The sequence below is a fragment of the Mesorhizobium sp. M2E.F.Ca.ET.219.01.1.1 genome (genome assembly GCF_004016445.2).
Taxonomy (GTDB): Bacteria; Pseudomonadota; Alphaproteobacteria; order Rhizobiales; family Rhizobiaceae; genus Mesorhizobium.
In genome coordinates, this window is record NZ_SADT02000004.1 from 388,500 (window position 1) to 410,345 (window position 21,846).

Consider the following 21,846-nt stretch of genomic DNA (forward strand, 5'->3'; position numbering starts at 1 on the left):
TGATGCCCGGCGACAACATCACCGTCGACGTCGAGCTGATCGTGCCGATCGCGATGGAAGAGAAGCTGCGCTTCGCCATCCGTGAAGGCGGCCGCACCGTCGGTGCCGGCATCGTCGTCACCATCAAAGAGTAATTGGACTGAAACGGATCTGTCGCGGGCGCGGGAGCTGCCCGCGCCGCGCCAGAACAAGGAATTGACGCATGAACGGACAGAATATCCGCATCCGCCTTAAGGCGTTTGACCACCGGGTGCTCGACGCCTCGACGCGCGAAATCGTGTCGACCGCCAAGCGCACCGGCGCCAACGTCCGCGGCCCCATTCCGCTGCCGACGCGGATCGAAAAATTCACGGTCAACCGGTCGCCCCACGTCGACAAGAAGAGCCGCGAGCAGTTCGAGATGCGCACGCACAAGCGTCTGCTCGACATCGTCGATCCGACCCCGCAGACGGTCGATGCTTTGATGAAGCTCGATCTGGCCGCCGGTGTCGACGTCGAGATCAAGCTCTAAGGGATTGAGAGCGCGGTAAGGGGCGCTGCCCCTGGCCCGGAACTCTAAAGGAATTGAACCGATGCGTTCAGGTGTGATTGCAAAGAAGGTGGGAATGACCCGCATCTATAACGATGCCGGGGAACACGTTCCCGTCACCGTTCTCCAGATGGAGAACTGCCAGGTCGTGGCTCAGCGCACGCAGGAGAAGAACGGCTACACCGCCGTCCAGCTCGGCGTTGGCCTTGCCAAGGTGAAGAACACGTCGAAGGCGCTGCGCGGCCATTTCGCCGCCGCCTCCGTCGAGCCGAAGGCGAAGCTCGCCGAGTTCCGCGTCTCCGCCGACAACATGATCGACGTCGGCGCCGAGCTGACCGTCGAGCATTTCGTCGCCGGCCAGAAGGTCGACGTCACCGGCACCTCGACCGGTAAGGGTTTCCAGGGCGTGATCAAGCGGCACAACATGGGTGGTGGCCGCGCGACTCACGGTAACTCGGTCTCGCACCGCACGCATGGTTCGACCGGTCAGCGCCAGGACCCCGGCAAGGTGTTCAAGGGCAAGAAGATGGCCGGCCACATGGGTGACACCCGCGTGACCACGCAGAATGTCGAGGTCGTCTCGACCGACGCCGATCGCGGCCTGATCCTGATCCGCGGCGCGGTTCCCGGCGTCAAGGGCGCCTGGATCCTGGTTCGCGACGCCGCCAAGGTTGCGCTGCCGGCCAACGCGCCGAAGCCCGCCGCGATCCGTGCTGCCGCTGCCGCCAAGAACGAAGCCCCGGCCACTGAGGGAGCGGAATAATGGACCTCAAGATCACAACGCTCGGCGGCAAGGACGCCGGCAAGGTGAAACTCTCCGAGGAGATTTTCGGCCTCGACCCGCGCGAGGACATCCTGCAGCGCGTCGTGCGCTGGCAGCTCGCCAAGAAGCAGCAGGGCACGCACAAGGCCAAGGGCCGCGCCGAAATCGCGCGCACCGGCGCCAAGATGTACAAGCAGAAGGGTACGGGCCGCGCCCGTCACCATTCGGCTCGCGCTCCGCAGTTCCGCGGCGGCGGCAAGGCGCACGGCCCGGTCGTGCGCAGCCATGAGCACGAACTGCCGAAGAAGGTGCGCGCCCTTGGCTTGAAGCATGCTCTCTCGGCCAAGGCCAAGAGCGCTTCGCTCATCATCATCGACGAGCTGAAGCTTGCCGAAGCCAAGACTAAGGCGCTGGCGGCGAACCTCGAAACGCTGGGGCTGACCAACGCCCTGGTGATCGGCGGCGCCGAGCTTGACCAGAACTTCAAGCTGGCGGCGACCAACATTCCGAACATCGACGTGCTGCCCATCCAGGGCATCAACGTCTACGACATTCTGCGCCGCGGCACGCTGGTCCTTTCGAAGGCCGCCGTCGAGGCTCTCGAGGAGCGCTTTAAATGACCGACCTCCGTCACTACGACGTGATCGTCTCGCCGGCGATCACCGAAAAGTCGACCATGGCTTCCGAGCAGAACCAGGTCGTCTTCAACGTCGCCAAGAAGGCGTCGAAGCCGGAAATCAAGGCTGCCGTGGAAGCTCTCTTCGGCGTCAAGGTGACGGCTGTGAACACGCTCGTCCGCAAGGGCAAGATCAAGCGCTTCCGCGGCACCGTTGGCCGCCAGGGCGACGTCAAGAAGGCGGTTGTGACGCTGGCCGACGGCCAGTCGATCGACGTCGCGACGGGTCTCTGAGCAAGGCCGCGAGGACAGGACAATGGCACTTAAGAAATTCAACCCGGTAACGCCGAGCACCCGCCAGCTGGTCATCGTCGACCGCTCGGGCCTCTACAAGGGCAAGCCCGTCAAGGGCCTGACCGAAGGCCTGACCAAGTCGGGCGGCCGCAACAATTACGGCCGCATCACGGCCCGCTTCATCGGCGGTGGTCACAAGCGCTCGTACCGCATCATCGACTTCAAGCGTAAGAAGTATGATGTCGTCGGCACAGTCGAGCGTATCGAATACGATCCGAACCGCACCGCCTTCATCGCGCTGATCAAGTATGACGATGGCGAGCTGTCCTACATCCTGGCCCCGCAGCGCCTTGCTGCCGGCGACAAGATCGTGGCTGGCGAAGCGGTCGACGTGAAGCCGGGCAACGCGATGCCGCTGGCCTCGATGCCGGTCGGCACGATCGTCCACAACATCGAGCTGAAGCCGGGCAAGGGTGGCCAGGTCGCCCGTTCGGCTGGCGGTTACGCCCAGCTCGTCGGCCGCGACCAGGGCATGGCGATCCTGCGCCTCAACTCGGGCGAGCAGCGCGTCGTGCATGGCTCCTGCATGGCCACCGTCGGCGCGGTGTCGAACCCCGACCACGGCAACATCAATGACGGCAAGGCCGGTCGCACCGTTTGGCGCGGCAAGCGTCCGCACAATCGCGGCGTGGCCATGAACCCGGTCGACCATCCGCATGGCGGCGGCGAAGGCCGCACCTCGGGTGGCCGTCATCCGGTTTCGCCTTGGGGCAAGCCGACCAAGGGCAAGAAGACGCGGTCCAACAAGGCGACCGACAAGTTCATCCTGCGCTCGCGCCATCAGCGCAAGAGCTAAGAAGAGGTAACGCCAAGTGACTCGTTCGATTTGGAAAGGCCCCTTCATCGACGGCTACCTTCTCAAGAAGGTGGACAAGGTTCGTGAAGGCGGTCGCAATGAGGTGATCAAGATGTGGAGCCGTCGCTCCACCATCCTGCCGCAGTTCGTCGGCTTCACCTTCGGTGTCTACAACGGCCAGAAGCACGTCCCGGTCTCGGTGAACGAGGACATGGTCGGCCACAAGTTCGGTGAATTCGCTCCGACCCGGACCTATTACGGTCACGGCGCGGATAAGAAGGCGAAGAGGAAATAATCATGGGCAAGGCCAAAGCTCCGCGCAGGCTTGCTGATAATGAGGCGCGTGCCGTTCTGCGCACGATCCGTATCAGCCCGCAGAAGCTCAACCTGGTTGCCGCGCTGATCCGCGGCAAGAAGGTCGCGACCGCGCTTTCCGACCTCGAATTCTCGGCCAAGCGGATTTCCGGCACGGTCAAGAAGACGCTGGAATCGGCGATCGCCAACGCGGAAAACAATCACGACCTCGATGTCGATGCGCTGGTGGTGGCGGAAGCCTATGTCGGCAAGTCGATCGTCATGAAGCGTTTCCACGCTCGTGGCCGCGGTCGCGCCAGCCGTATCGAAAAGCCGTTCTCGCACCTCACGATCGTCGTTCGTGAAGTCGAGGAAAAAGGGGAGGCCGCATAATGGGCCAGAAAGTCAATCCGATCGGGCTGCGTCTCGGCATCAACCGCACCTGGGATTCGCGCTGGTTCGCGAACACCGGCGAGTACGGCCAGCTGCTGCATGAGGACCTCAAGATCCGCAAGTATCTTGAGAAGGAACTCAAGCAGGCCGCGATCTCCAAGGTCGTGATCGAGCGTCCGCACAAGAAGTGCCGCGTCACCATCCACGCCGCGCGTCCGGGCCTGATCATCGGCAAGAAGGGCGCCGACATCGAGAAGCTGCGCAAGAAGCTGACCGAGATGACGAAGTCCGAGACGCACCTCAACATCGTTGAAGTGCGCAAGCCGGAGATCGACGCCACGCTGATCGCCCAGTCGATCGCCCAGCAGCTCGAGCGCCGCATCGCATTCCGCCGCGCCATGAAGCGTGCCGTTCAGTCGGCCATGCGTCTCGGCGCCGAAGGCATCCGCATCAACTGCTCCGGCCGTCTCGGCGGCGCCGAAATCGCGCGCATGGAGTGGTACCGCGAAGGCCGCGTGCCGCTGCACACGCTGCGCGCCGATGTCGACTACGGCACGGCCGAGGCTAACACGGCTTACGGCATCTGCGGCGTCAAGGTGTGGGTGTTCAAGGGCGAGATCCTCGAGCATGACCCGATGGCTTCCGAGCGCCGTGCAACCGAAGGCGATGCCGCGCATGGCGGCGGTGCTGGTGGCGAGCGCGAACGCGGCCGTCGTCGCGAGAACGCCTGAGACATTTGAGAATTTGGAGTTAGAACGATGCTGCAGCCAAAGCGCACAAAGTTCCGTAAGCAGTTCAAGGGCCGTATCCACGGTACCGCCAAGGGCGGCACCAACCTGGATTTCGGCGGTTTCGGGCTGAAGGCGCTTGAGCCGAACCGCGTCACCGCGCGTGAGATCGAGGCGGCCCGCCGCGCGATCACCCGCGAGATGAAGCGTGCCGGCCGCGTCTGGATCCGGGTGTTCCCGGATCTGCCGGTCACCTCGAAGCCGACCGAAGTCCGCATGGGTAAGGGCAAGGGCGCCGTCGACTACTGGGCGGCGCGCGTCAAGCCCGGCCGCATCATGTTCGAGATCGATGGCGTCAGCGAGGAGACCGCGCGTGAGGCGCTGCGTCTCGGCGCCGCCAAGCTCTCGGTCAAGACGCGCTTCGTGCAGCGCATCGCAGAATAAGGACAGCCGATCATGAAAGCCGAAGACATCCGGACAAAGACCCAGGATCAGCTGACCGACGACCTGGCCGCGCTGAAGAAGGAGCAGTTCAACCTGCGCTTCCAGAAGGCCACCGGCCAGCTCGAGAAGACCGCGCGCGTGAAGCAGGTCCGCAAGGACATCGCGCGCATCAAGACCATCGCCGCGGAAAAAGCCGCGGCCAAGAAGGGTTAAGACCATGCCGAAGCGTATCCTGCAGGGCACCGTCGTCAGCGACAAGAACGAGAAGACGGTTGTCGTCAAGGTCGAGCGTCGCTTCACGCATCCGGTGATGAAGAAGACCGTGCGCATGACCAAGAAGTACAAGGCGCACGACGAGAACAACGCCCACAAGGTCGGCGACCAGGTGTTCATCCAGGAATCGAAGCCGATTTCGAAGGACAAGCGCTGGGTCGTGGTTACCTCGGACCAAGCCTGATCTCTGGGCGTAAACAAACGAATTTTGGACAGACCGGGGAGGGGTGAAAGCACCCGTCCCGTTAGAAAAGAAGAAGGCGGCCAGTCATGATTCAGATGCAAACAAACCTCGACGTCGCGGACAATTCCGGCGCCCGTCGTGTCATGTGCATCAAGGTGCTGGGCGGCTCGAAGCGGAAGTACGCCTCCGTCGGCGACATCATCGTGGTGTCGATCAAGGAAGCCATTCCGCGCGGCCGCGTTAAGAAGGGCGATGTGATGAAGGCGGTCGTGGTTCGCACGGCCAAGGACATCCGCCGCCCCGACGGCAGCGTGATCCGTTTCGACAAGAACGCGGCCGTTCTCGTCGACAATAAGAAAGAGCCGATCGGCACCCGTATCTTCGGACCGGTTCCGCGCGAGCTGCGCGCCAAGAACCACATGAAGATCATCTCGCTCGCGCCTGAAGTGCTGTAAGGAGCCGGACCAATGCAAAAGATCAAAAAAGGCGACAAGGTCGTCGTGCTTGCCGGCAAGGACAAGGGCCGTTCGGGCGAAGTCCTGTCGGTGCAGCCGAAGGAAGACACCGCGGTTGTCCGCGGCGTGAACCTCATTCGCCGTCACCAGAAGCAGACCCAGTCCCAAGAGGGCGGGATCATCACCAAGGAAGCGCCGATCCACCTGTCGAACATCGCGCTGGCCGACCCCAAGGACGGCAAGCCGACCCGCGTCGGCTTCACCATCCAGAAGGACGGCAAGAAGGTGCGCGTCGCCAAGCGCTCGGGAGAAGTCATCAATGGCTAAGGCTGAAACCAAGCAGGCGGCTGCCAAGAACGAGCCGCGCCTCAAGAAGGTCTATCAGGAGACCATCCGCAAGGCGCTGCAGGAGCAGTTCGGCTACGACAACGAGATGCAGGTTCCGCGCATCGACAAGATCGTGCTGAACATGGGTGTCGGCGAAGCAACCGCCGATTCCAAGAAGCCCTCGGTCGCGGCCGAGGATCTCGCGCTGATCGCCGGCCAGAAGGCCGTCGTGACCCGCTCGCGCAAGTCGATCGCGGGCTTCAAGGTGCGCGAGAACATGCCCATCGGCGCCAAGGTCACGCTGCGCAAGGAACGCATGTACGAGTTCCTCGACCGCCTCGTGAACATCGCGCTGCCGCGCGTTCGCGACTTCCGCGGACTGAACCCGAAGAGCTTTGACGGCCGTGGCAACTACGCCATGGGCATCAAGGAGCACATCGTGTTCCCAGAGATCAACTACGACAAGGTCGATCAGGTCTGGGGCATGGACGTCATCGTTTGTACGACGGCGAAGACGGATGACGAGGCCAGGGCTCTGCTCAAGGCCTTCAACTTCCCCTTCCGCCAGTAACGGCAGCGAAAAAGGAAAAATCTGAAATGGCAAAGACCAGCTCAGTCGAGAAGAACAACCGGCGGCGCAAGCTCACCGGTCAGTACGCCGCCAAGCGCGCCGCGCTGAAGGCCATCATCATGGATCAGTCCAAGCCGATGGAAGAGCGTTTCCGCGCCCAGTTGAAGCTTTCGGCGCTGCCGCGCAACTCGGCCAAGATCCGCATCCGCAACCGCTGCGAAGTCACGGGCCGTCCGCGCGCCTACTATCGCAAGCTCAAGCTTTCGCGTATCGCGCTTCGCGATCTGGGCAATACCGGCCAGATCCCGGGCCTAGTCAAGTCGAGCTGGTAAGGAGACACTGAGATGTCATTGAGCGATCCTCTCGGCGATATGCTGACCCGTATCCGCAACGCCTATGGCCGCAAGAAGTCGAGCGTTTCGACCCCGGCCTCGCGTCTGCGCGCCCGCGTTCTCGACGTGCTGAAGTCGGAAGGCTACATCCGCGACTACAGTCAGACCGACTTCGAAAACGGCAAGTCGGAAATCGAGATCGAGCTGAAGTATTTCGACGGCGCTCCGGTCGTGCGCGAAATCGAGCGCGTCTCGAAGCCCGGCCGCCGCGTCTATGTCTCGGCCAAGTCGATCCCGCAGGTCGCCAACGGCCTCGGCATCGCCATCCTTTCGACGCCGAAGGGCGTCATGGCCGACCATGAAGCGCGCGAGCAGAATGTCGGCGGCGAGATCCTCTGCCAGATCTTCTGATCGGCCAAGAGATTGATGAATGGGCTTCGGTTCTCGGGATCGCGCCCGGGAACTGGAACCTGAAACCAAAGAAGTGACGAGGACAACATAATGTCTCGTATCGGAAAGAAACCCGTTTCGCTGCCGCAGGGCGTGACCGCGACCGTCAACGGCCAGACCGTGACGGCGAAGGGCCCGAAGGGCGAGCTGAAGTTCGTGGTGAACGACGAAGTGCTGGTGAAGATGGAGAACAACGAAATCTCCGTCGAGCCGCGCGACCAGACCAAGACCGCCCGTTCCAAGTGGGGCATGTCGCGCACGCAGATCGTCAACATCCTGCAGGGCGTGAAGGACGGCTTCGAGAAGAAGCTCGAGATCACCGGCGTCGGCTATCGTGCTGCGTTGCAGGGCAAGAACCTGCAACTGGCGCTTGGCTTCAGCCATGACGTGATCTACCAGACGCCGCAGGGCATCACCATCACCGTGCCGAAGCCGACCGAAATCACGGTCTCGGGCATCGACAAGCAGCAGGTCGGCCAGGTCGCCGCCGAGATCCGCGAATATCGCGGTCCGGAGCCGTACAAGGGCAAGGGCGTGCGCTATGCCGACGAGCGCATCGTGCGCAAGGAAGGCAAGAAGAAGTAAGAAGTGTAACGCCGCGGGGAGCGGCCGCGGGAGGCCTGGCCTACCGCACAAGGTTGCCCCCGTTTTCTGAAGGCAGGGAACTGACAGTATGAGCACGAAAGAAGCCACCCAGCGCCGCGCGCAGCGCATCCGCCGCCAGATCAAGAAGGTCGCCGGCGAGCGCCCGCGTCTGTCGGTGCATCGCACATCGAAGAACATCTACGTCCAGGTGATCGACGACGCCAAGGGCCACACGCTGGCCGCCGCCTCGACGCTGGAGAAGGACCTCAAGGGTTCGCTCAAGACCGGCGCCGACACCGCGGCCGCCGCCGCCGTCGGCAAGCTGATCGCAGAGCGCGCCGCCAAGGCCGGGGTCAAGGAAGTCGTCTTCGATCGCGGCCCGTACATCTATCATGGCCGCGTCAAGGCGCTGGCCGAGGCTGCCCGCGAAGGCGGTCTCAGCTTCTGATTTTAAACCGTCGGCGACCGAAATGCGGCGTCGGCAAACAGCAACCGTGCTTCCGGAAAAGAACAAGGAACAGGATATGGCACAGGAACGTAGAGAAGGCGGCCGCGGCCGCGAGCGTGAACGCGAAGAGCGTGACGACGGCATGGTGGACAAGCTTGTCCACATCAACCGCGTCGCCAAGGTGGTGAAGGGCGGCCGTCGTTTCGGCTTTGCCGCTCTCGTCGTCGTCGGCGACCAGAAGGGCCGCGTTGGCTTCGGCCACGGCAAGGCGCGCGAAGTGCCGGAAGCGATCCGCAAGGCGACCGAATCGGCCAAGCGCGACATGATCTTCGTGCCGCTGCGTTCGGGCCGCACGCTGCATCACGACGTCGAGGGCCGCTGGGGCGCCGGACGCGTTCTGCTGCGCGCCGCCAAGCAGGGTACCGGCATCATCGCAGGCGGCCCGATGCGCGCCGTCTTCGAGACGCTCGGCATGCATGACGTGGTCGCCAAGTCGATGGGTTCGTCGAACCCCTACAACATGGTTCGCGCCACCTTCGACGCGCTGAAGAGCCAGATGCATCCGAAGGATGTGGCTGCCGCGCGCGGCATCAAGTACTCGACCCTTCAGGCCCGCCGCGGCACCGCCGTTGCGGCTGAAGAATAGTCGACGCTGACCAGGGATTTCGACCATGGCCAAGAAAGCTACCAAGACCATCACCGTCGAGCAGATCGGCTCCCCGATCCGCCGGCCGAAGGAGCAGCGCGCGACGCTGGTCGGCCTCGGCCTGAACAAGATGCACAAGCGGCGCACGCTGGAAGATACCCCTTCGGTGCGCGGCATGATCGCCGCCGTCCAGCACCTCGTCCGCGTCGTGGACGAGGCCTGAACGGAAGCGCAGGAGAAGAATGATGAAACTCAACGATCTGCGTGACAAGGACGGCGCCACGCATTCCAGGAAGCGCCTCGGTCGCGGCATCGGCTCCGGCTCGGGCAAGACCGCCGGTCGCGGCGTCAAGGGCCAGAAGGCCCGTTCGGGCGTTGCCATCAACGGCTTCGAGGGCGGCCAGATGCCGCTCTACCGGCGCCTGCCGAAGCGCGGCTTCAACAACCTCTTCGGCAAGAGCTTCGCGGTCGTGTCGCTGGCCAAGATCCAGGCGGCGATCGACGCCAAGAAGCTCGACGCCAAGGCGGCCGTGACGGCCGAGGCCCTGGTTGCCGCCGGTGTCATCCGCCGCGCCAAGGACGGCGTCCGCGTGCTGTCCGACGGCGAGCTGAAGGCCAAGCTCTCCTTCGACATCGCCGGCGCCTCCAAGGCCGCGATCGAGAAGATCGAGAAGGCCGGCGGTTCGGTGAAGTTGCCGGAAGCGGCCGCCGCCGAGTAACGGCGATTTGAAGCGCGGCCGAGCGGGATGACTTCGCATTTTCCCTCGAACCGCGCTTTGACCAGATGAATTGGGCGGCCGCGTCAACGCGGCCGCTTGCATGTTTAAGGTCCGGAGCTTATCTCGTGAGCTTCGGTGACACGCGCCGCCTGAGCTGGGGGCGTCGAGCGTGACACGAAAATCAATGAAGTAGAGCAGGCTGTTGTCCGAAAACCGCTCCACACTTTTCGGCATCATGCTCTAGCGGAGAATCAGGCATGGCTTCGGCTGCTGAACAACTAGCCTCCAATCTGAATTTCGCGGCCTTCGCCAAGGCCGAGGATCTCAAGAAGCGCATCTGGTTCACCATCGGCGCGCTGCTCGTCTACCGCCTCGGCACCTACATCCCGCTTCCCGGCATCAATCCCGACGCTTTCGCCCAGGCCTTCTCCTCGCAGAGCAAGGGCGTGCTCGGCATGTTCAACATGTTTGCCGGCGGCGCCGTGCAGCGCATGGCGATCTTCGCGCTGGGCATCATGCCCTACATCTCCGCCTCCATCATCATGCAGCTGATGACCTCGGTCATCCCGTCGCTGGAAGCGCTGAAGAAGGAAGGCGAGCAGGGCCGCAAGATCATCAACCAGTACACGCGCTACGGCACCGTGCTGCTCGCGCTGATCCAGGCCTACGGCATTTCGATCGGTCTCGAGGGCGGCAACGGCATCGTCAACGATCCCGGCATGTTCTTCCGCATCTCGACCGTCGTCACGCTGGTCGGCGGCACCATGTTCCTGATGTGGCTCGGCGAGCAGATCACCGCGCGCGGCATCGGCAACGGCATTTCGCTGATCATCTTCTCCGGCATCGTCGCCGGCCTGCCGCGGGCGATCTCCGGCACGCTGGAGCTCGGCCGCACCGGTGCGCTGTCGACGGGCCTCATCCTCGCGATCATCGTGCTGGCCATCGTCGTCATCGCGCTCATCGTCTTCTTCGAACGCGCGCAACGCCGACTGCTCATCCAGTATCCGAAGCGCCAGGTCGGCAACCGCATGTTCCAGGGCGATACCTCGCATTTGCCGCTGAAGCTCAACACTTCGGGCGTCATCCCGCCGATCTTCGCGTCCTCGCTGCTGCTTTTGCCGGCAACCGTCGCGGGCTTCTCGCAGGCGACGAACCTGCCGGCCTGGGCAAGCACCATCCTGGCCTCGCTCGGTCACGGCCAGCCGCTGTACATGATCTTCTATGCGGGCATGATCGTCTTCTTCGCCTTCTTCTACACGGCGATCGTCTTCAACCCGAAGGACACGGCCGACCAGCTCAAGAAGCATTCCGGCTTCATCCCTGGCTATCGTCCGGGCGAGCGCACAGCCGAATATATCGACTATGTTCTGACGCGTATCACCGTCATCGGCGCCATCTACCTGGTGCTGGTCTGTCTGCTGCCTGAGTTCCTGATTTCAGCGACTGGCGTACCTTTCTACCTCGGTGGCACATCGCTTCTGATCGTGGTCAGTGTCACGCTCGACACGGTGGCGCAGATTCAGGGTCACCTGATCGCGCACCAGTATGAGGGCCTGATCAAGAAGTCGAAGTTGCGTGGGGGGAAGAGGAGCAGATGAGGCTGATATTGCTTGGGCCGCCAGGGGCGGGCAAGGGGACGCAAGCACAAAGACTGGTAGAACAACACGGCATCCCACAGCTCTCGACGGGAGACATGCTGCGTGCCGCCGTCCAGGCCGGAACCGAGGTGGGCAAGCGCGCCAAGGCGGTGATGGATGCCGGCGAACTGGTCTCTGACGCAATCGTCAACGCCATCGTCGCCGAGCGCATCGATCAGCCGGATTGCGCCAAGGGCTTTATCCTCGACGGCTATCCGCGCACGCTGGTCCAGGCGGACGCGGTCGAGGCGATGCTTGCCGAGCGCGGCATCGCGCTCGACACCGTCATCGAGCTTGTCGTGGACGACAAGGCGCTGGTCGGGCGAATCGTCAAACGCGCCGAGGATGCTCAAGCGGCCGGCCAGCCGGTGCGCAAGGACGACAACCCGGCGGTGTTCGAGGAACGCCTGCGCGAATACTACAAGAAGACGGCGCCGCTGACCGGCTACTACTACGCCAAAGGCAAGCTCAGGACCGTCGACGGCATGGCCAGCATCGATGCCGTGACCGACGAGATCGGAAAGGTGCTCGCGGCCGCGGCGAAGTAGCTCGCGCCGACAATTGAAGATTGCGCTTGACGGGAACGGGCCGTTGGGGTATGGCGGCCCGTCTTCCTATCAGGCATGGACTTTGCTTGCCCTTGCGGGCAAGGCATCCGCTTTGAACCAGGAAACTCCCGCAAGGGCCGGCCTCCACCGGACGCGGGATAACTTGAACGCCGGCTCGTCCGGCCTACATGGAGAAAGAGAAGAACATGGCTCGTATAGCCGGCGTCAACATTCCGACCAACAAGCGCGTCGTCATTGCGCTTCAGTACATTCACGGCATCGGCAAGAAGTTTGCCCAGGAGATCGTCGACAAGGTCGGCATCCCGGCGGACCGCCGCGTCAACCAGCTGACCGACGCGGAAGTGCTGCAGATCCGCGAGACGATCGACCGCGACTACCAGGTCGAAGGCGACCTGCGTCGCGAAGTCTCGATGAACATCAAGCGGCTCATGGACCTCGGCTGCTACCGCGGCCTGCGTCACCGCCGCTCGCTGCCGGTCCGCGGCCAGCGCACGCACACCAATGCGCGCACCCGCAAGGGCCCGGCCAAGGCGATCGCCGGCAAGAAGAAGTAATTGAGCGAATAGCGAGTAGTCATTAGCGAGTAGGGCTCTATTCGCTACTCACTACTCCCTACTCGCTTCCTAAGGTGGAGCCGCTGGCATTACGGCGGTGTAGAGATCAACTGAAAGGACTACCATGGCCAAGGAAGCCGCTCGTGTTCGCCGTCGCGAACGCAAGAACATCTCGTCGGGCGTTGCCCACGTCAATTCGACCTTCAATAACACCATGATCACCATCACCGACGCGCAGGGCAATTCGATTGCCTGGTCGTCGGCCGGTGCGCAAGGCTTCAAGGGTTCGCGCAAGTCGACCCCGTTCGCCGCCCAGATGGCTGCCGAGGACGTCGCCAAGAAGGCGCAGGAACACGGCATGCGCATGCTCGAGGTCGAGGTCTGCGGACCCGGCTCCGGCCGTGAATCGGCCCTTCGCGCGCTGCAGGCGGCCGGCTTCACCATCACCTCGATCCGCGACGTGACGCCGATCCCGCACAATGGCTGCCGCCCTCGCAAGAAGCGCCGCGTCTGATTTTTAAGCGCCGCGCGAACGCCACGGCGTTCCTCCGCGGTTTTCCGTGTCGCCCGCCACGATTGGATGGTGGCGGGGCAAAGGAAGGAAGACATTTATGATCCAGAAAAACTGGCAGGAACTGATCAAGCCGAACAAGATCGAGTTCTCGTCGAAGAAGAAGACGCTGACCACGCTGGTGGCCGAGCCGCTCGAACGCGGCTTTGGCCTGACGCTGGGCAACGCGCTGCGGCGCGTGCTTCTGTCTTCGCTGCGCGGCGCGGCCGTCACCGCCGTGCAGATCGACGGCGTGCTGCATGAATTCTCGTCCATCGCCGGCGTGCGCGAGGACGTGACCGACATCGTGCTCAACATCAAGGAAATCGCCATCCGCATGGAAGGCGATGGCCCCAAGCGCATGGTCGTGCGCAAGCAGGGCCCGGGCGCCGTGCTTGCCGGCGACATCCAGACCGTCGGTGACGTCGAGATCCTCAACCCCGACCACGTCATCTGCACGCTGGACGAGGGCGCCGAGATCCGCATGGAGTTCACCGTCGACACCGGCAAGGGCTATGTGCCGGCAGAGCGCAACCGCGCCGAGGACGCGCCGATCGGCCTGATCCCGGTCGACTCGCTCTACTCGCCGGTCAAGAAGGTCTCCTACAAGGTCGAGAACACCCGCGAGGGCCAGGTGCTCGACTATGACAAGCTGACCATGACCATCGAGACCAACGGCTCGATCTCGGGCGAGGACGCGGTCGCTTTCGCCGCCCGCATCCTGCAGGACCAGCTCGCGCTGTTCGTCAACTTCGACGAGCCGCAGAAGGAAGTTGCGACCGAGGCCGTCACCGAGCTCGCCTTCAACCCGGCGCTGCTCAAGAAGGTCGACGAGCTCGAACTTTCGGTGCGTTCGGCCAACTGCCTGAAGAACGACAACATCGTCTATATCGGCGACCTGATCCAGAAAACCGAAGCCGAGATGCTGCGCACCCCGAACTTCGGCCGCAAGTCGCTGAACGAGATCAAGGAAGTGCTGGCGGCCATGGGTCTCCATCTCGGCATGGAAGTGCCGGACTGGCCGCCGGAAAACATCGAAGACCTCGCAAAGCGTTACGAAGACCAATATTGAGCATGAATTCCAAGGATCGGCGGCGCGAGCCGCTCGATCCGACGGTCATGCAGAAAACCATCAGAGGCCGTGGCCTCTTGAACAACTGAAGAAGGAAAAGAGCCATGCGCCACGGTTTCAAAGGCCGTCGTTTCGCCCGCAGCATCAGCCATCGCAAGTCGATGTTCGCCAACCTCGCCGTGTCTCTGATCGAGCACGAGCAGATCGTCACCACCCTGCCGAAGGCGAAGGACCTGCGTCCGATCGTCGAGAAGCTCGTCACGCTCGGCAAGCGCGGCGACCTGCACGCCCGTCGTCAGGTCATCGCCCAGATCGGCAATGAAGGCGTCGTCAAGCGCCTGTTCGAGACCCTCGCTCCGCGCTACGCAACCCGCAACGGCGGCTATCTGCGCATCATGAAGGCGGGCTTCCGCAAAGGCGACAACGCCGCCATGGCGGTCATCGAATTCGTTGACCGCGACACCTCGGCCAAGGGCGCCGCCGACCGCGCCCGCCTCGAGGCGGAAGGCACCAATGAGGAAGCCGCGGCCGCCTGAGGACCGGGTTTTCCTCAATGACTTCAAGGGGCCTTCGGGCCCCTTTTTGCATTTGGAGCAGGTTGAGTCGAGTGAGCGGATATTTCACGTCCAGGCTCAAGCTTTTGCGCGACAAGTGTCGCATTTGTGTGCATTAGCCTTTCATTCTGCACAATCGTCGGGACAATGGCACCCGATCTGGAGGGATTCGAAAATGCACCTCAAACGACTGTTTCTTGTTGCCGCGCTGGCCGTCTTCGCCGTGGCACCGGCCGCAAGACAGGCTTTTGCCGAGGACGCCGCCAAGCCGGCAGACCCGGGCCTCTCCGACGTGCTGACCGACCTGCTGCATGGCGTCGAAGGCGAGAACGGCACGTCCGGACCCGACAAGCGCGTGCCGTTCGGCCGCGAGGAGGTGCAGCTATCCTTCGCGCCGCTGGTCAAGCAGACGGCGCCTGCCGTCGTCAATGTCTACGCCTCGCAGACCGCCAAGGTGACGTCACCTTTCGAGGGCGATCCCTTCTTCGAGGAGTTCTTCGGCCGCGCCCAGCCGCGCGCGCAGTCTTCGCTGGGCTCGGGCGTGCTGGTCGATCCGAGCGGCGTCATCGTGACCAACTTCCACGTCATCAAGGACGCCGATGAGGTGAAGGTCGCGACAGCGGACGGGCGCGAGTTCACCTCCAAGGTCATGCTCAAGGACGAGACGCTCGATCTCGCCGTGCTCAAGATTTCGGCCGACAAGCCGTTCCCGGTGATCGCCATCGGCGATTCCGACGCGCTGGAGGTCGGCGACCTAGTGCTGGCCATCGGCAATCCGTTCGGTGTCGGCCAGACCACCACCAGCGGCATTGTCTCGGCGCTCGCCCGCAGCCATATCGGGGTTTCGGATTCGGGCTACTTCATCCAGACCGACGCCGCCATCAACCCCGGCAATTCCGGCGGCGCGCTGATCAACATGGGCGGCCAGCTGGTCGGCATCAACACGGCGATCTACAGCCGCAGCGGCGGCTCGATCGGCATCGGCTTCGCCATTCCCTCGAACATGGTGCGCGCCTTCGCCGACGCGGCCAAGGCCGGGCTCGACTTCTTCGAGCGGCCCTATATCGGCGCCGAGTTCGAACTGGTGACGCCGCAGATCGCCGAATCGCTCGGGATGGAAAAGCCGACCGGCGCATTGGTCTCATCGGTCGAAGGTTCCGGCCCCGCCGGCAAGGCCGGCCTGAAGCCCGGCGACGTCATCCTGTCGCTCAACAACACGCCGGTCGAAAGCATCGAGGCGCTCGACTATCGCATGGCGACGCTCTCGATCGGCACCAAGGCGACCTTCGGCGTGCTGAGCAAGGGCCAGCAGGCGACGCTGGAAATCCCGCTGGAGCGCGCGCCGGAAGGCGCCAAGCCCAGCGAGGTGACCTTGCGCGGCCGCAGTCCCTTCGCCGGCGCCAAGGTCGCTGAACTGTCGCCCAGGCTTGCCCAGCGGCTTGGCCTTCGCACCGATCTCAAGGGCGTCACCGTCATCGATATCAGCCGCGATTCGCCGGCCGCCGATTTCGGCTTCCAACCCGGCGATATCGTGCGCGAGGTGAACGGAACCAGCATCGACACCGCGGCAACGCTGGCGCAGATTGCCCAACAGGACACGCGCTGGTGGCGCTTTACCGTCGAGCGCGGCGGGCAGATACTGCGCCAGGTGTTGCGTTATTGAGGCGGTCTGCCCATTTAGAGCATGATCCCGAACCGAAGGCCCGCTTGGCAGAAAACGGGAACCGGTGTTCGGACAGGATCATGTTCTCAAATGAGCTGGATCGCGTTTCAACCAAAAGATTTGCATGGCCGATCTGTTCAGTTCCGATGAGCCGGAGAGAGCGCCGCCCGGGCGGCCGCTGGCCGATCGGCTGCGCCCCAAAAACCTCGGCGAGGTCGTCGGCCAGGAGCACCTGACCGGTCCGGACGGCGCGCTGACCCGGCTGATCGATTCCGGCTCGCTCGGCTCGATGATCTTCTGGGGTCCGCCCGGCACCGGCAAGACGACGGTGGCGCGGCTGCTGGCCGGCGAGACCAACCTTGCCTTCGAGCAGATCTCGGCGGTGTTTTCCGGCGTCGCCGACCTCAAGAAGGCCTTCGAGGCGGCGAAGCTCAGGCGCGCCAACGGCCGCCAGACGCTGCTCTTCGTCGACGAGATCCATCGTTTCAACCGCGCCCAGCAGGACGGATTTCTTCCGGTGATGGAAGACGGCACCGTGGTGCTGGTCGGCGCCACCACGGAGAACCCGTCCTTCGAGCTCAACGCGGCGCTTCTGTCGCGAGCGCGCGTGCTGGTGTTCCGTTCGCTGGGCGAGGAAAGCATCGCCAAGCTACTGGTGCGGGCGGAAGAAACCGAGGGCAGGGCACTGCCGCTCGACGATGAGGCGCGCGCGATGCTGATCCGCATGGCGGACGGCGACGGCCGCGCCTCGCTGACGCTGGCCGAGGAAGTCTGGCGCGCCGCCAAGAAAGGCGAGGTCTTCGGTCCGGAAGGCCTGCAGCGCGTCATCCAGCGCCGCGCGCCGATCTACGACAAGGGCCAGGACGGCCATTACAATCTGATCTCGGCGCTGCATAAATCGGTGCGCGGCTCCGATCCGGACGCGGCGCTCTACTATCTTGCCCGCATGTTCGACGCCGGCGAGGATCCGCTCTATCTCGGCCGCCGGCTGGTGCGCATGGCGGTGGAGGATATCGGGCTCGCCGATCCGCAGGCGCTTGTCGTCGCCAACGCGGCCAAGGACGCCTATGACTATCTTGGTTCGCCCGAGGGCGAGCTCGCCTTCGCTCAAGCCACCGTCTATCTCGCCACCGCGCCGAAATCGAACGCTGTCTACACCGCCTTCAAGGCTGCGACCGCGGCGGCCAAGGAGTTCGGCTCGCTGCTGCCGCCCAAGCACATCCTCAATGCGCCGACCAAGCTGATGAAGCAGGAGGATTACGGCGCCGGGTATCGTTACGACCACGACGAGCCGGACGCGTTTTCAGGCCAGGACTATTTTCCGGAGAAGATGGGCCGGCATACTTTCTACGACCCGCCGGAACGCGGGTTCGAGCGCGACATCCGCAAGCGCCTGGAATACTGGGCGAAGCTGCGCAGCGAACGGAACGGCTGATTTGCGCGGCCCTGCGGTCGGCGCGCTCGGAACCTGTCGGCTGAGCGTTGGAGTTGTGACTCCAAATATTTATGTTGGCCGGCTGACGGGTCCGCGCGACGGCATTGTGCCGGGAAGCAAAAAACCTTATCAAGGCGCACGGCTGACGGGGGTTGCCGTGATTTTGTCCATGGAACAGGATCGCGCCTCCCGCGCGAAAGGCAATGAAAAAGAAAACCGTCAAGTCGCTCCGCAAGGTCGCCATCGCGGTCGCGGTTCTCGCGCTCGCCTTCTACTTCATCCCGATCCTGACCGCGATCTGGGTCGTCTGCGGCCTGATCGACGTCATGCGCAACGATCAGAAGGACTGGAAGCTTTTCGACCGCTACTTTCTCGGCAATGGCCTGTTCACCTGGCTGCTGTCGCCGTTCAACCTGATTGTCGACCTTCTCTGCTACCGCAACCCCGGCGTCTGGAAGCCCGAGCAGTTCCCTGAGGACTATCAGCGCGAGATCAACGAGGTCCTGGGCGTCTTCAAGGCCCGCAAGGACGAGATCATCGCCGACATCGACGCCAATTTCGGCGCCGGCCGGCGCGGCATGTACGTCTACCAGTGGTACGGCAAGCACAAGATCGACAACGTTCCCGAATTCAACAAGGACTACAAATACATCAAGACGATCGCCGTATCCGTTTTCAGCAAGCGCGAATCCACGTCCTGGCATTTCGGTCCGCTGCGGCTCAGCCTGCGCATCCTCTACAATCTGATCCCGGTGCAGGCGGAGATCTTCGTCCAGTGCGGCAGCAAGAAGAACTACTGGTACGACAATCCCTTATTCATCTTCGACGACACGCTGTTCCACCGCTCGGTCAACGAATATGACGGCCGCCGCTACTGCGTCTTCGTCGACATCATCCGCCCGTCCCCGTTCCCAAAACTGATCGCGCGCCTTCTCTCAGTCGTCTCGGTCAGCGTGGAGCGCATCAATTCCGTCTTCTACAAGAACTGGAAGATGATCGGCTCGTCCAAGCCGAAGGCCACCGCCAACTGATCGCGGCAAAACTCCGGGGTTCCCGCCCGTTAAACCAACGTCCTATGGCGCTGACGCGCCGCGGCCTTTAGAACTCCTGAGCAATTCCAGGCGACGCGTAGCGATTTTCTGCGTGGATTTGCTTGAAATCAAATACGTGTGCGGTCGGCAATTGTATCCAAGGCCGAACCGCTTTGGATTGTCGGCTATGTTCTTGCGGGCATGGCGACCGAGCGGAAGGAGGTTCCGCTCACCGGGAGGACAGGGTTGATCGGACGGCAAACCGCCGTGCATGCGGATTTGGTCCAGGCTTCGATCGCAAAGAGCGACGCGGCCCATTCGGCATTGGTGGCCTCATGGCGGCGCTCGCTGCAACTGCACCATCTCGATCCGGCCGAGCGCAAGGCGCCCAAGCGGCTGACCGAAGGTGAGTTGAGAGAAGCCCGGCAGCGCATGGAGCGAATGATCCGCGCCGCCGAGACGAGCCTCAACCGGCTCTATCAGGCAGTCGGCGGTGTGGGTTGCTGCGTGATGCTGGCCGATCGCGAGGGCATCCCGGTCGAGCGCCGGGGCGCGGTCGCCGACGACGAGACCTTCGACGAATGGGGCCTGTGGACCGGCACGGTCTGGAGCGAAGACAGTGAAGGCACCAACGGCATCGGCACCTGCCTTGCCGAGCAGCGGGCGCTGACCATCCATCGCGACCAGCATTTCTTCTCGCGCAACACGCTCATGAGCTGCACCACGGCGCCGGTCTTCGACCATGAAGGCAACCTGGCAGCCGCGCTCGACGTATCGTCCTGCCGTTCTGACCTGACGGAAGGCTTCGTCCAGCTTATCTCGGTCGCGGTGGGCGACGCCGCGCGCCGTATCGAGGCCGAGAATTTCCGTATGGTCTATTCCAATGCCCGCATCCTGCTTGCACCGGTTGCCGAGCGCAGCGCCGGCGCACTGATCGCCGTCGATCAGGATGATCTGGTGATCGGCGCGACGCGGTCTGCGCGCCTCGCGCTTGGCATAACGGGCGAAGCCCTGGCCCGGGGTTTGCTGGCTGCCGACATCCTCGGCGACCATGCGAAGGTAAAGGAAGACCTCGACAACGCCGAGCGCGGCGCGCTGCAACGGGCAATGGCGCGGGCCGGCGGCAATGTCTCGGCGGCCGCCCAAAACCTCGGCATTTCGCGCGCGACGCTGCATCGCAAGCTTGCCCGTTTCGAAATCCGCCGCCCGCATTGATTTCTCGACGTGACCTGTCGCAGTTCTGCGACACTCGGCGGCCACGATCCGTTCTCCCGGGGATGACACGCTAAAGAGCATCGGCAAGTGTTTCCAGCGACGCGCCACATTCCGTGACGCCGTTTTGCTGGGAGGCAGACAATGAACAAGGTTGAGTTCTCACGCACGGCCAAGGTCCCCTTCGCCAAGCGCTATGACAACTTCATCGGCGGCCGCTGGGTCGCTCCGCATGCCGGAAAATACTTCGACAACATCTCGCCGGTGACCGGCCGGCCGCTTTGCGAAATCGCAAGGTCCGACGCGCAGGACGTCGAAGCCGCACTCGACGCCGCGCATAAGGCGAAGGACGCCTGGGGCAAGACCAGCCCGGCGGCCCGCGCCTTGATCCTCAATCGCATTGCCGACCGCATGGAAGACAATCTCGACCTGCTGGCGCTCGCCGAGACCTGGGACAACGGCAAGCCGATCCGCGAGACGACGGCGGCGGACCTGCCTCTGGCCATCGACCACTTCCGCTATTTCGCCGGCGTCCTTCGCAGCCAGGAGGGCAGCCTTTCCGAGATCGACCACGACACGGTCGCCTATCATTTCCACGAGCCGCTGGGTGTCGTCGGCCAGATCATTCCTTGGAACTTCCCGTTGCTGATGGCCTGCTGGAAGCTGGCGCCCGCGCTCGCCGCCGGCAATTGCGTGGTGCTGAAGCCGGCCGAGCAGACGCCCGCCACCATCATGCTGTGGGCCGACCTTATCGGCGACCTTTTGCCGGAGGGCGTGCTCAACATCGTCAACGGCTTCGGCCTCGAGGCCGGCAAGCCGCTGGCATCGTCGAACCGCATCGCCAAGATCGCCTTCACCGGCGAGACGACGACCGGCCGCCTGATCATGCAGTATGCCTCGCAGAATCTCATCCCCGTGACGCTGGAGCTCGGCGGCAAGTCGCCCAACATCTTCTTCCAAGACGTCGTTGCCGAGGACGACGACTTCTTCGACAAGGCGATCGAGGGCTTCGTCATGTTCGCGCTCAACCAGGGCGAGGTCTGCACGTGCCCGAGCCGCGCGCTGGTGCATGAGAAGATCTACGACAAGTTCATGGAGCGCGCGCTGAAGCGCGTCGAGGCGATCGTGCAGGGCGATCCGCTCGATCCAGCGACCATGATCGGCGCGCAGGCGTCGAGCGAGCAGCTGGCGAAGATCCTCTCCTACTTCGAAATCGGTCGCCAGGAAGGAGCCCAGGTGCTGACCGGCGGCGAGCAGAACCATCTGCCGGGCGATCTTGCCGGCGGCTACTACGTGAAGCCGACCGTCTTCAAGGGTCACAACAAGATGCGCATCTTCCAGGAAGAGATCTTCGGGCCGGTGGTGTCGGTGACGACCTTCAAGGATGATGACGAGGCGCTGTCGATCGCCAATGACACGCTGTACGGCCTCGGCGCCGGTATCTGGAGCCGCGACGCGAACCGCTGCTACCGCTTCGGCCGCGCCATCCAGGCGGGCCGCGTCTGGACCAACTGCTATCACGCGTATCCGGCGCATGCCGCCTTCGGCGGTTACAAGCAGTCCGGCATCGGCCGCGAGACGCACAAGATGATGCTCGACCACTATCAGCAGACCAAGAACATGCTGGTCAGCTACAGCCCGAAGAAGCTCGGCTTCTTCTGA

At 63.4% G+C, this 21,846-nt stretch carries 32 protein-coding genes and 1 pseudogene; all 33 read left to right on the forward strand.

Going from position 1 to position 21,846, the window contains the following annotated elements:
* A pseudogene (gene tuf / locus EN862_RS21915) lies at positions 1-134 on the forward strand (elongation factor Tu); the annotation flags it as partial.
* Positions 135-202: 68 nt separating this feature from the next.
* On the forward strand, positions 203-511 hold the full coding sequence (gene rpsJ / locus EN862_RS21920; protein ID WP_006205468.1) for a 30S ribosomal protein S10: 309 nt from the start codon (positions 203-205) through the stop codon (positions 509-511).
* 61 nt (positions 512-572) lie between these two features.
* Positions 573-1,292, forward strand: coding sequence for a 50S ribosomal protein L3 (gene rplC / locus EN862_RS21925; protein ID WP_127867963.1), 720 nt, complete (start codon positions 573-575; stop codon positions 1,290-1,292).
* Positions 1,292-1,912 carry a 50S ribosomal protein L4 gene (rplD, locus tag EN862_RS21930; protein WP_127230326.1) on the forward strand — a complete coding sequence of 207 codons (621 nt, stop codon included), beginning with the start codon at positions 1,292-1,294 and terminating at the stop codon, positions 1,910-1,912. Before rplC ends, rplD begins: the two co-directional genes overlap by 1 nt.
* The gene (locus tag EN862_RS21935; protein ID WP_040983033.1) at positions 1,909-2,202 is read left to right on the forward strand and encodes a 50S ribosomal protein L23; all 294 of its coding nucleotides are present in this window, start codon (positions 1,909-1,911) and stop codon (positions 2,200-2,202) included. Before rplD ends, EN862_RS21935 begins: the two co-directional genes overlap by 4 nt.
* Positions 2,203-2,224: 22 nt before the next feature.
* The gene (rplB, locus tag EN862_RS21940; RefSeq protein WP_126084116.1) at positions 2,225-3,058 is read left to right on the forward strand and encodes a 50S ribosomal protein L2; all 834 of its coding nucleotides are present in this window, start codon (positions 2,225-2,227) and stop codon (positions 3,056-3,058) included.
* A 16-nt stretch (positions 3,059-3,074) separates the two neighbouring features.
* Positions 3,075-3,353: a 30S ribosomal protein S19 gene (gene rpsS / locus EN862_RS21945; protein WP_006205463.1), complete on the forward strand. Its 279-nt coding sequence runs from the start codon at positions 3,075-3,077 to the stop codon at positions 3,351-3,353.
* Positions 3,354-3,355: 2 nt separating this feature from the next.
* The gene (gene rplV / locus EN862_RS21950) at positions 3,356-3,745 is read left to right on the forward strand and encodes a 50S ribosomal protein L22 (protein WP_010909277.1); all 390 of its coding nucleotides are present in this window, start codon (positions 3,356-3,358) and stop codon (positions 3,743-3,745) included.
* A complete protein-coding gene (gene rpsC / locus EN862_RS21955) occupies positions 3,745-4,476 on the forward strand; it encodes a 30S ribosomal protein S3 (RefSeq protein ID WP_040983028.1) in 732 nt (243 codons plus the stop codon). Before rplV ends, rpsC begins: the two co-directional genes overlap by 1 nt.
* Before the next feature lie 27 nt (positions 4,477-4,503).
* Positions 4,504-4,917, forward strand: coding sequence for a 50S ribosomal protein L16 (gene rplP / locus EN862_RS21960; RefSeq protein WP_027170364.1), 414 nt, complete (start codon positions 4,504-4,506; stop codon positions 4,915-4,917).
* A 12-nt stretch (positions 4,918-4,929) separates the two neighbouring features.
* Positions 4,930-5,130, forward strand: a complete 201-nt coding sequence (gene rpmC, locus EN862_RS21965) for a 50S ribosomal protein L29 (protein ID WP_042642190.1) — start codon at positions 4,930-4,932, stop codon at positions 5,128-5,130.
* 4 nt (positions 5,131-5,134) lie between these two features.
* A complete protein-coding gene (rpsQ, locus tag EN862_RS21970) occupies positions 5,135-5,374 on the forward strand; it encodes a 30S ribosomal protein S17 (protein WP_042642192.1) in 240 nt (79 codons plus the stop codon).
* A gap of 86 nt (positions 5,375-5,460) precedes the next feature.
* Positions 5,461-5,829 carry a 50S ribosomal protein L14 gene (gene rplN / locus EN862_RS21975; RefSeq protein ID WP_006205457.1) on the forward strand — a complete coding sequence of 123 codons (369 nt, stop codon included), beginning with the start codon at positions 5,461-5,463 and terminating at the stop codon, positions 5,827-5,829.
* Between the two features lie 12 nt (positions 5,830-5,841).
* Complete coding sequence (rplX, locus tag EN862_RS21980; RefSeq protein WP_042642195.1) at positions 5,842-6,156, forward strand: 50S ribosomal protein L24; 315 nt, start codon at positions 5,842-5,844, stop codon at positions 6,154-6,156.
* Positions 6,149-6,727: a 50S ribosomal protein L5 gene (gene rplE / locus EN862_RS21985; protein WP_112129140.1), complete on the forward strand. Its 579-nt coding sequence runs from the start codon at positions 6,149-6,151 to the stop codon at positions 6,725-6,727. The genes rplX and rplE overlap by 8 nt, the downstream gene beginning before the upstream one ends.
* Before the next feature lie 26 nt (positions 6,728-6,753).
* Positions 6,754-7,059 (forward strand): 30S ribosomal protein S14, encoded by a 306-nt coding sequence (rpsN, locus tag EN862_RS21990; RefSeq protein ID WP_112129141.1) that lies wholly within the window; start codon positions 6,754-6,756, stop codon positions 7,057-7,059.
* 12 nt (positions 7,060-7,071) lie between these two features.
* The gene (rpsH, locus tag EN862_RS21995) at positions 7,072-7,470 is read left to right on the forward strand and encodes a 30S ribosomal protein S8 (protein ID WP_040994628.1); all 399 of its coding nucleotides are present in this window, start codon (positions 7,072-7,074) and stop codon (positions 7,468-7,470) included.
* Between the two features lie 90 nt (positions 7,471-7,560).
* The gene (gene rplF / locus EN862_RS22000) at positions 7,561-8,094 is read left to right on the forward strand and encodes a 50S ribosomal protein L6 (protein WP_127867964.1); all 534 of its coding nucleotides are present in this window, start codon (positions 7,561-7,563) and stop codon (positions 8,092-8,094) included.
* 88 nt (positions 8,095-8,182) lie between these two features.
* On the forward strand, positions 8,183-8,542 hold the full coding sequence (rplR, locus tag EN862_RS22005; RefSeq protein ID WP_040994632.1) for a 50S ribosomal protein L18: 360 nt from the start codon (positions 8,183-8,185) through the stop codon (positions 8,540-8,542).
* A 76-nt stretch (positions 8,543-8,618) separates the two neighbouring features.
* Entirely contained in the window at positions 8,619-9,188 is a 570-nt protein-coding gene (rpsE, locus tag EN862_RS22010; protein WP_027046810.1) for a 30S ribosomal protein S5, read from the forward strand.
* A 25-nt stretch (positions 9,189-9,213) separates the two neighbouring features.
* Positions 9,214-9,411 (forward strand): 50S ribosomal protein L30, encoded by a 198-nt coding sequence (gene rpmD / locus EN862_RS22015; protein WP_027170355.1) that lies wholly within the window; start codon positions 9,214-9,216, stop codon positions 9,409-9,411.
* Positions 9,412-9,433: 22 nt separating this feature from the next.
* Positions 9,434-9,907 carry a 50S ribosomal protein L15 gene (rplO, locus tag EN862_RS22020; protein ID WP_127868120.1) on the forward strand — a complete coding sequence of 158 codons (474 nt, stop codon included), beginning with the start codon at positions 9,434-9,436 and terminating at the stop codon, positions 9,905-9,907.
* A 257-nt stretch (positions 9,908-10,164) separates the two neighbouring features.
* Positions 10,165-11,505: a preprotein translocase subunit SecY gene (gene secY, locus EN862_RS22025; protein WP_095818133.1), complete on the forward strand. Its 1,341-nt coding sequence runs from the start codon at positions 10,165-10,167 to the stop codon at positions 11,503-11,505.
* On the forward strand, positions 11,502-12,092 hold the full coding sequence (locus EN862_RS22030) for an adenylate kinase (protein ID WP_127867965.1): 591 nt from the start codon (positions 11,502-11,504) through the stop codon (positions 12,090-12,092). The genes secY and EN862_RS22030 overlap by 4 nt, the downstream gene beginning before the upstream one ends.
* A gap of 206 nt (positions 12,093-12,298) precedes the next feature.
* Entirely contained in the window at positions 12,299-12,667 is a 369-nt protein-coding gene (gene rpsM / locus EN862_RS22035; RefSeq protein ID WP_027170351.1) for a 30S ribosomal protein S13, read from the forward strand.
* Between the two features lie 124 nt (positions 12,668-12,791).
* Positions 12,792-13,181 (forward strand): 30S ribosomal protein S11, encoded by a 390-nt coding sequence (gene rpsK / locus EN862_RS22040; protein ID WP_006205444.1) that lies wholly within the window; start codon positions 12,792-12,794, stop codon positions 13,179-13,181.
* Between the two features lie 97 nt (positions 13,182-13,278).
* Positions 13,279-14,289: a DNA-directed RNA polymerase subunit alpha gene (locus tag EN862_RS22045; protein WP_040994640.1), complete on the forward strand. Its 1,011-nt coding sequence runs from the start codon at positions 13,279-13,281 to the stop codon at positions 14,287-14,289.
* Between the two features lie 104 nt (positions 14,290-14,393).
* Positions 14,394-14,825, forward strand: coding sequence for a 50S ribosomal protein L17 (rplQ, locus tag EN862_RS22050; RefSeq protein WP_127867966.1), 432 nt, complete (start codon positions 14,394-14,396; stop codon positions 14,823-14,825).
* Between the two features lie 193 nt (positions 14,826-15,018).
* Positions 15,019-16,506: a DegQ family serine endoprotease gene (locus EN862_RS22055; protein WP_127867967.1), complete on the forward strand. Its 1,488-nt coding sequence runs from the start codon at positions 15,019-15,021 to the stop codon at positions 16,504-16,506.
* A 124-nt stretch (positions 16,507-16,630) separates the two neighbouring features.
* Positions 16,631-17,941, forward strand: coding sequence for a replication-associated recombination protein A (locus EN862_RS22060; protein WP_127867968.1), 1,311 nt, complete (start codon positions 16,631-16,633; stop codon positions 17,939-17,941).
* Between the two features lie 203 nt (positions 17,942-18,144).
* Positions 18,145-18,972 carry an aspartyl/asparaginyl beta-hydroxylase domain-containing protein gene (locus EN862_RS22065; protein ID WP_127867969.1) on the forward strand — a complete coding sequence of 276 codons (828 nt, stop codon included), beginning with the start codon at positions 18,145-18,147 and terminating at the stop codon, positions 18,970-18,972.
* Positions 18,973-19,218: 246 nt separating this feature from the next.
* The gene (locus EN862_RS22070; protein WP_245519665.1) at positions 19,219-20,187 is read left to right on the forward strand and encodes a GAF domain-containing protein; all 969 of its coding nucleotides are present in this window, start codon (positions 19,219-19,221) and stop codon (positions 20,185-20,187) included.
* 141 nt (positions 20,188-20,328) lie between these two features.
* On the forward strand, positions 20,329-21,846 hold the full coding sequence (gene adh, locus EN862_RS22075; RefSeq protein ID WP_127867971.1) for an aldehyde dehydrogenase: 1,518 nt from the start codon (positions 20,329-20,331) through the stop codon (positions 21,844-21,846).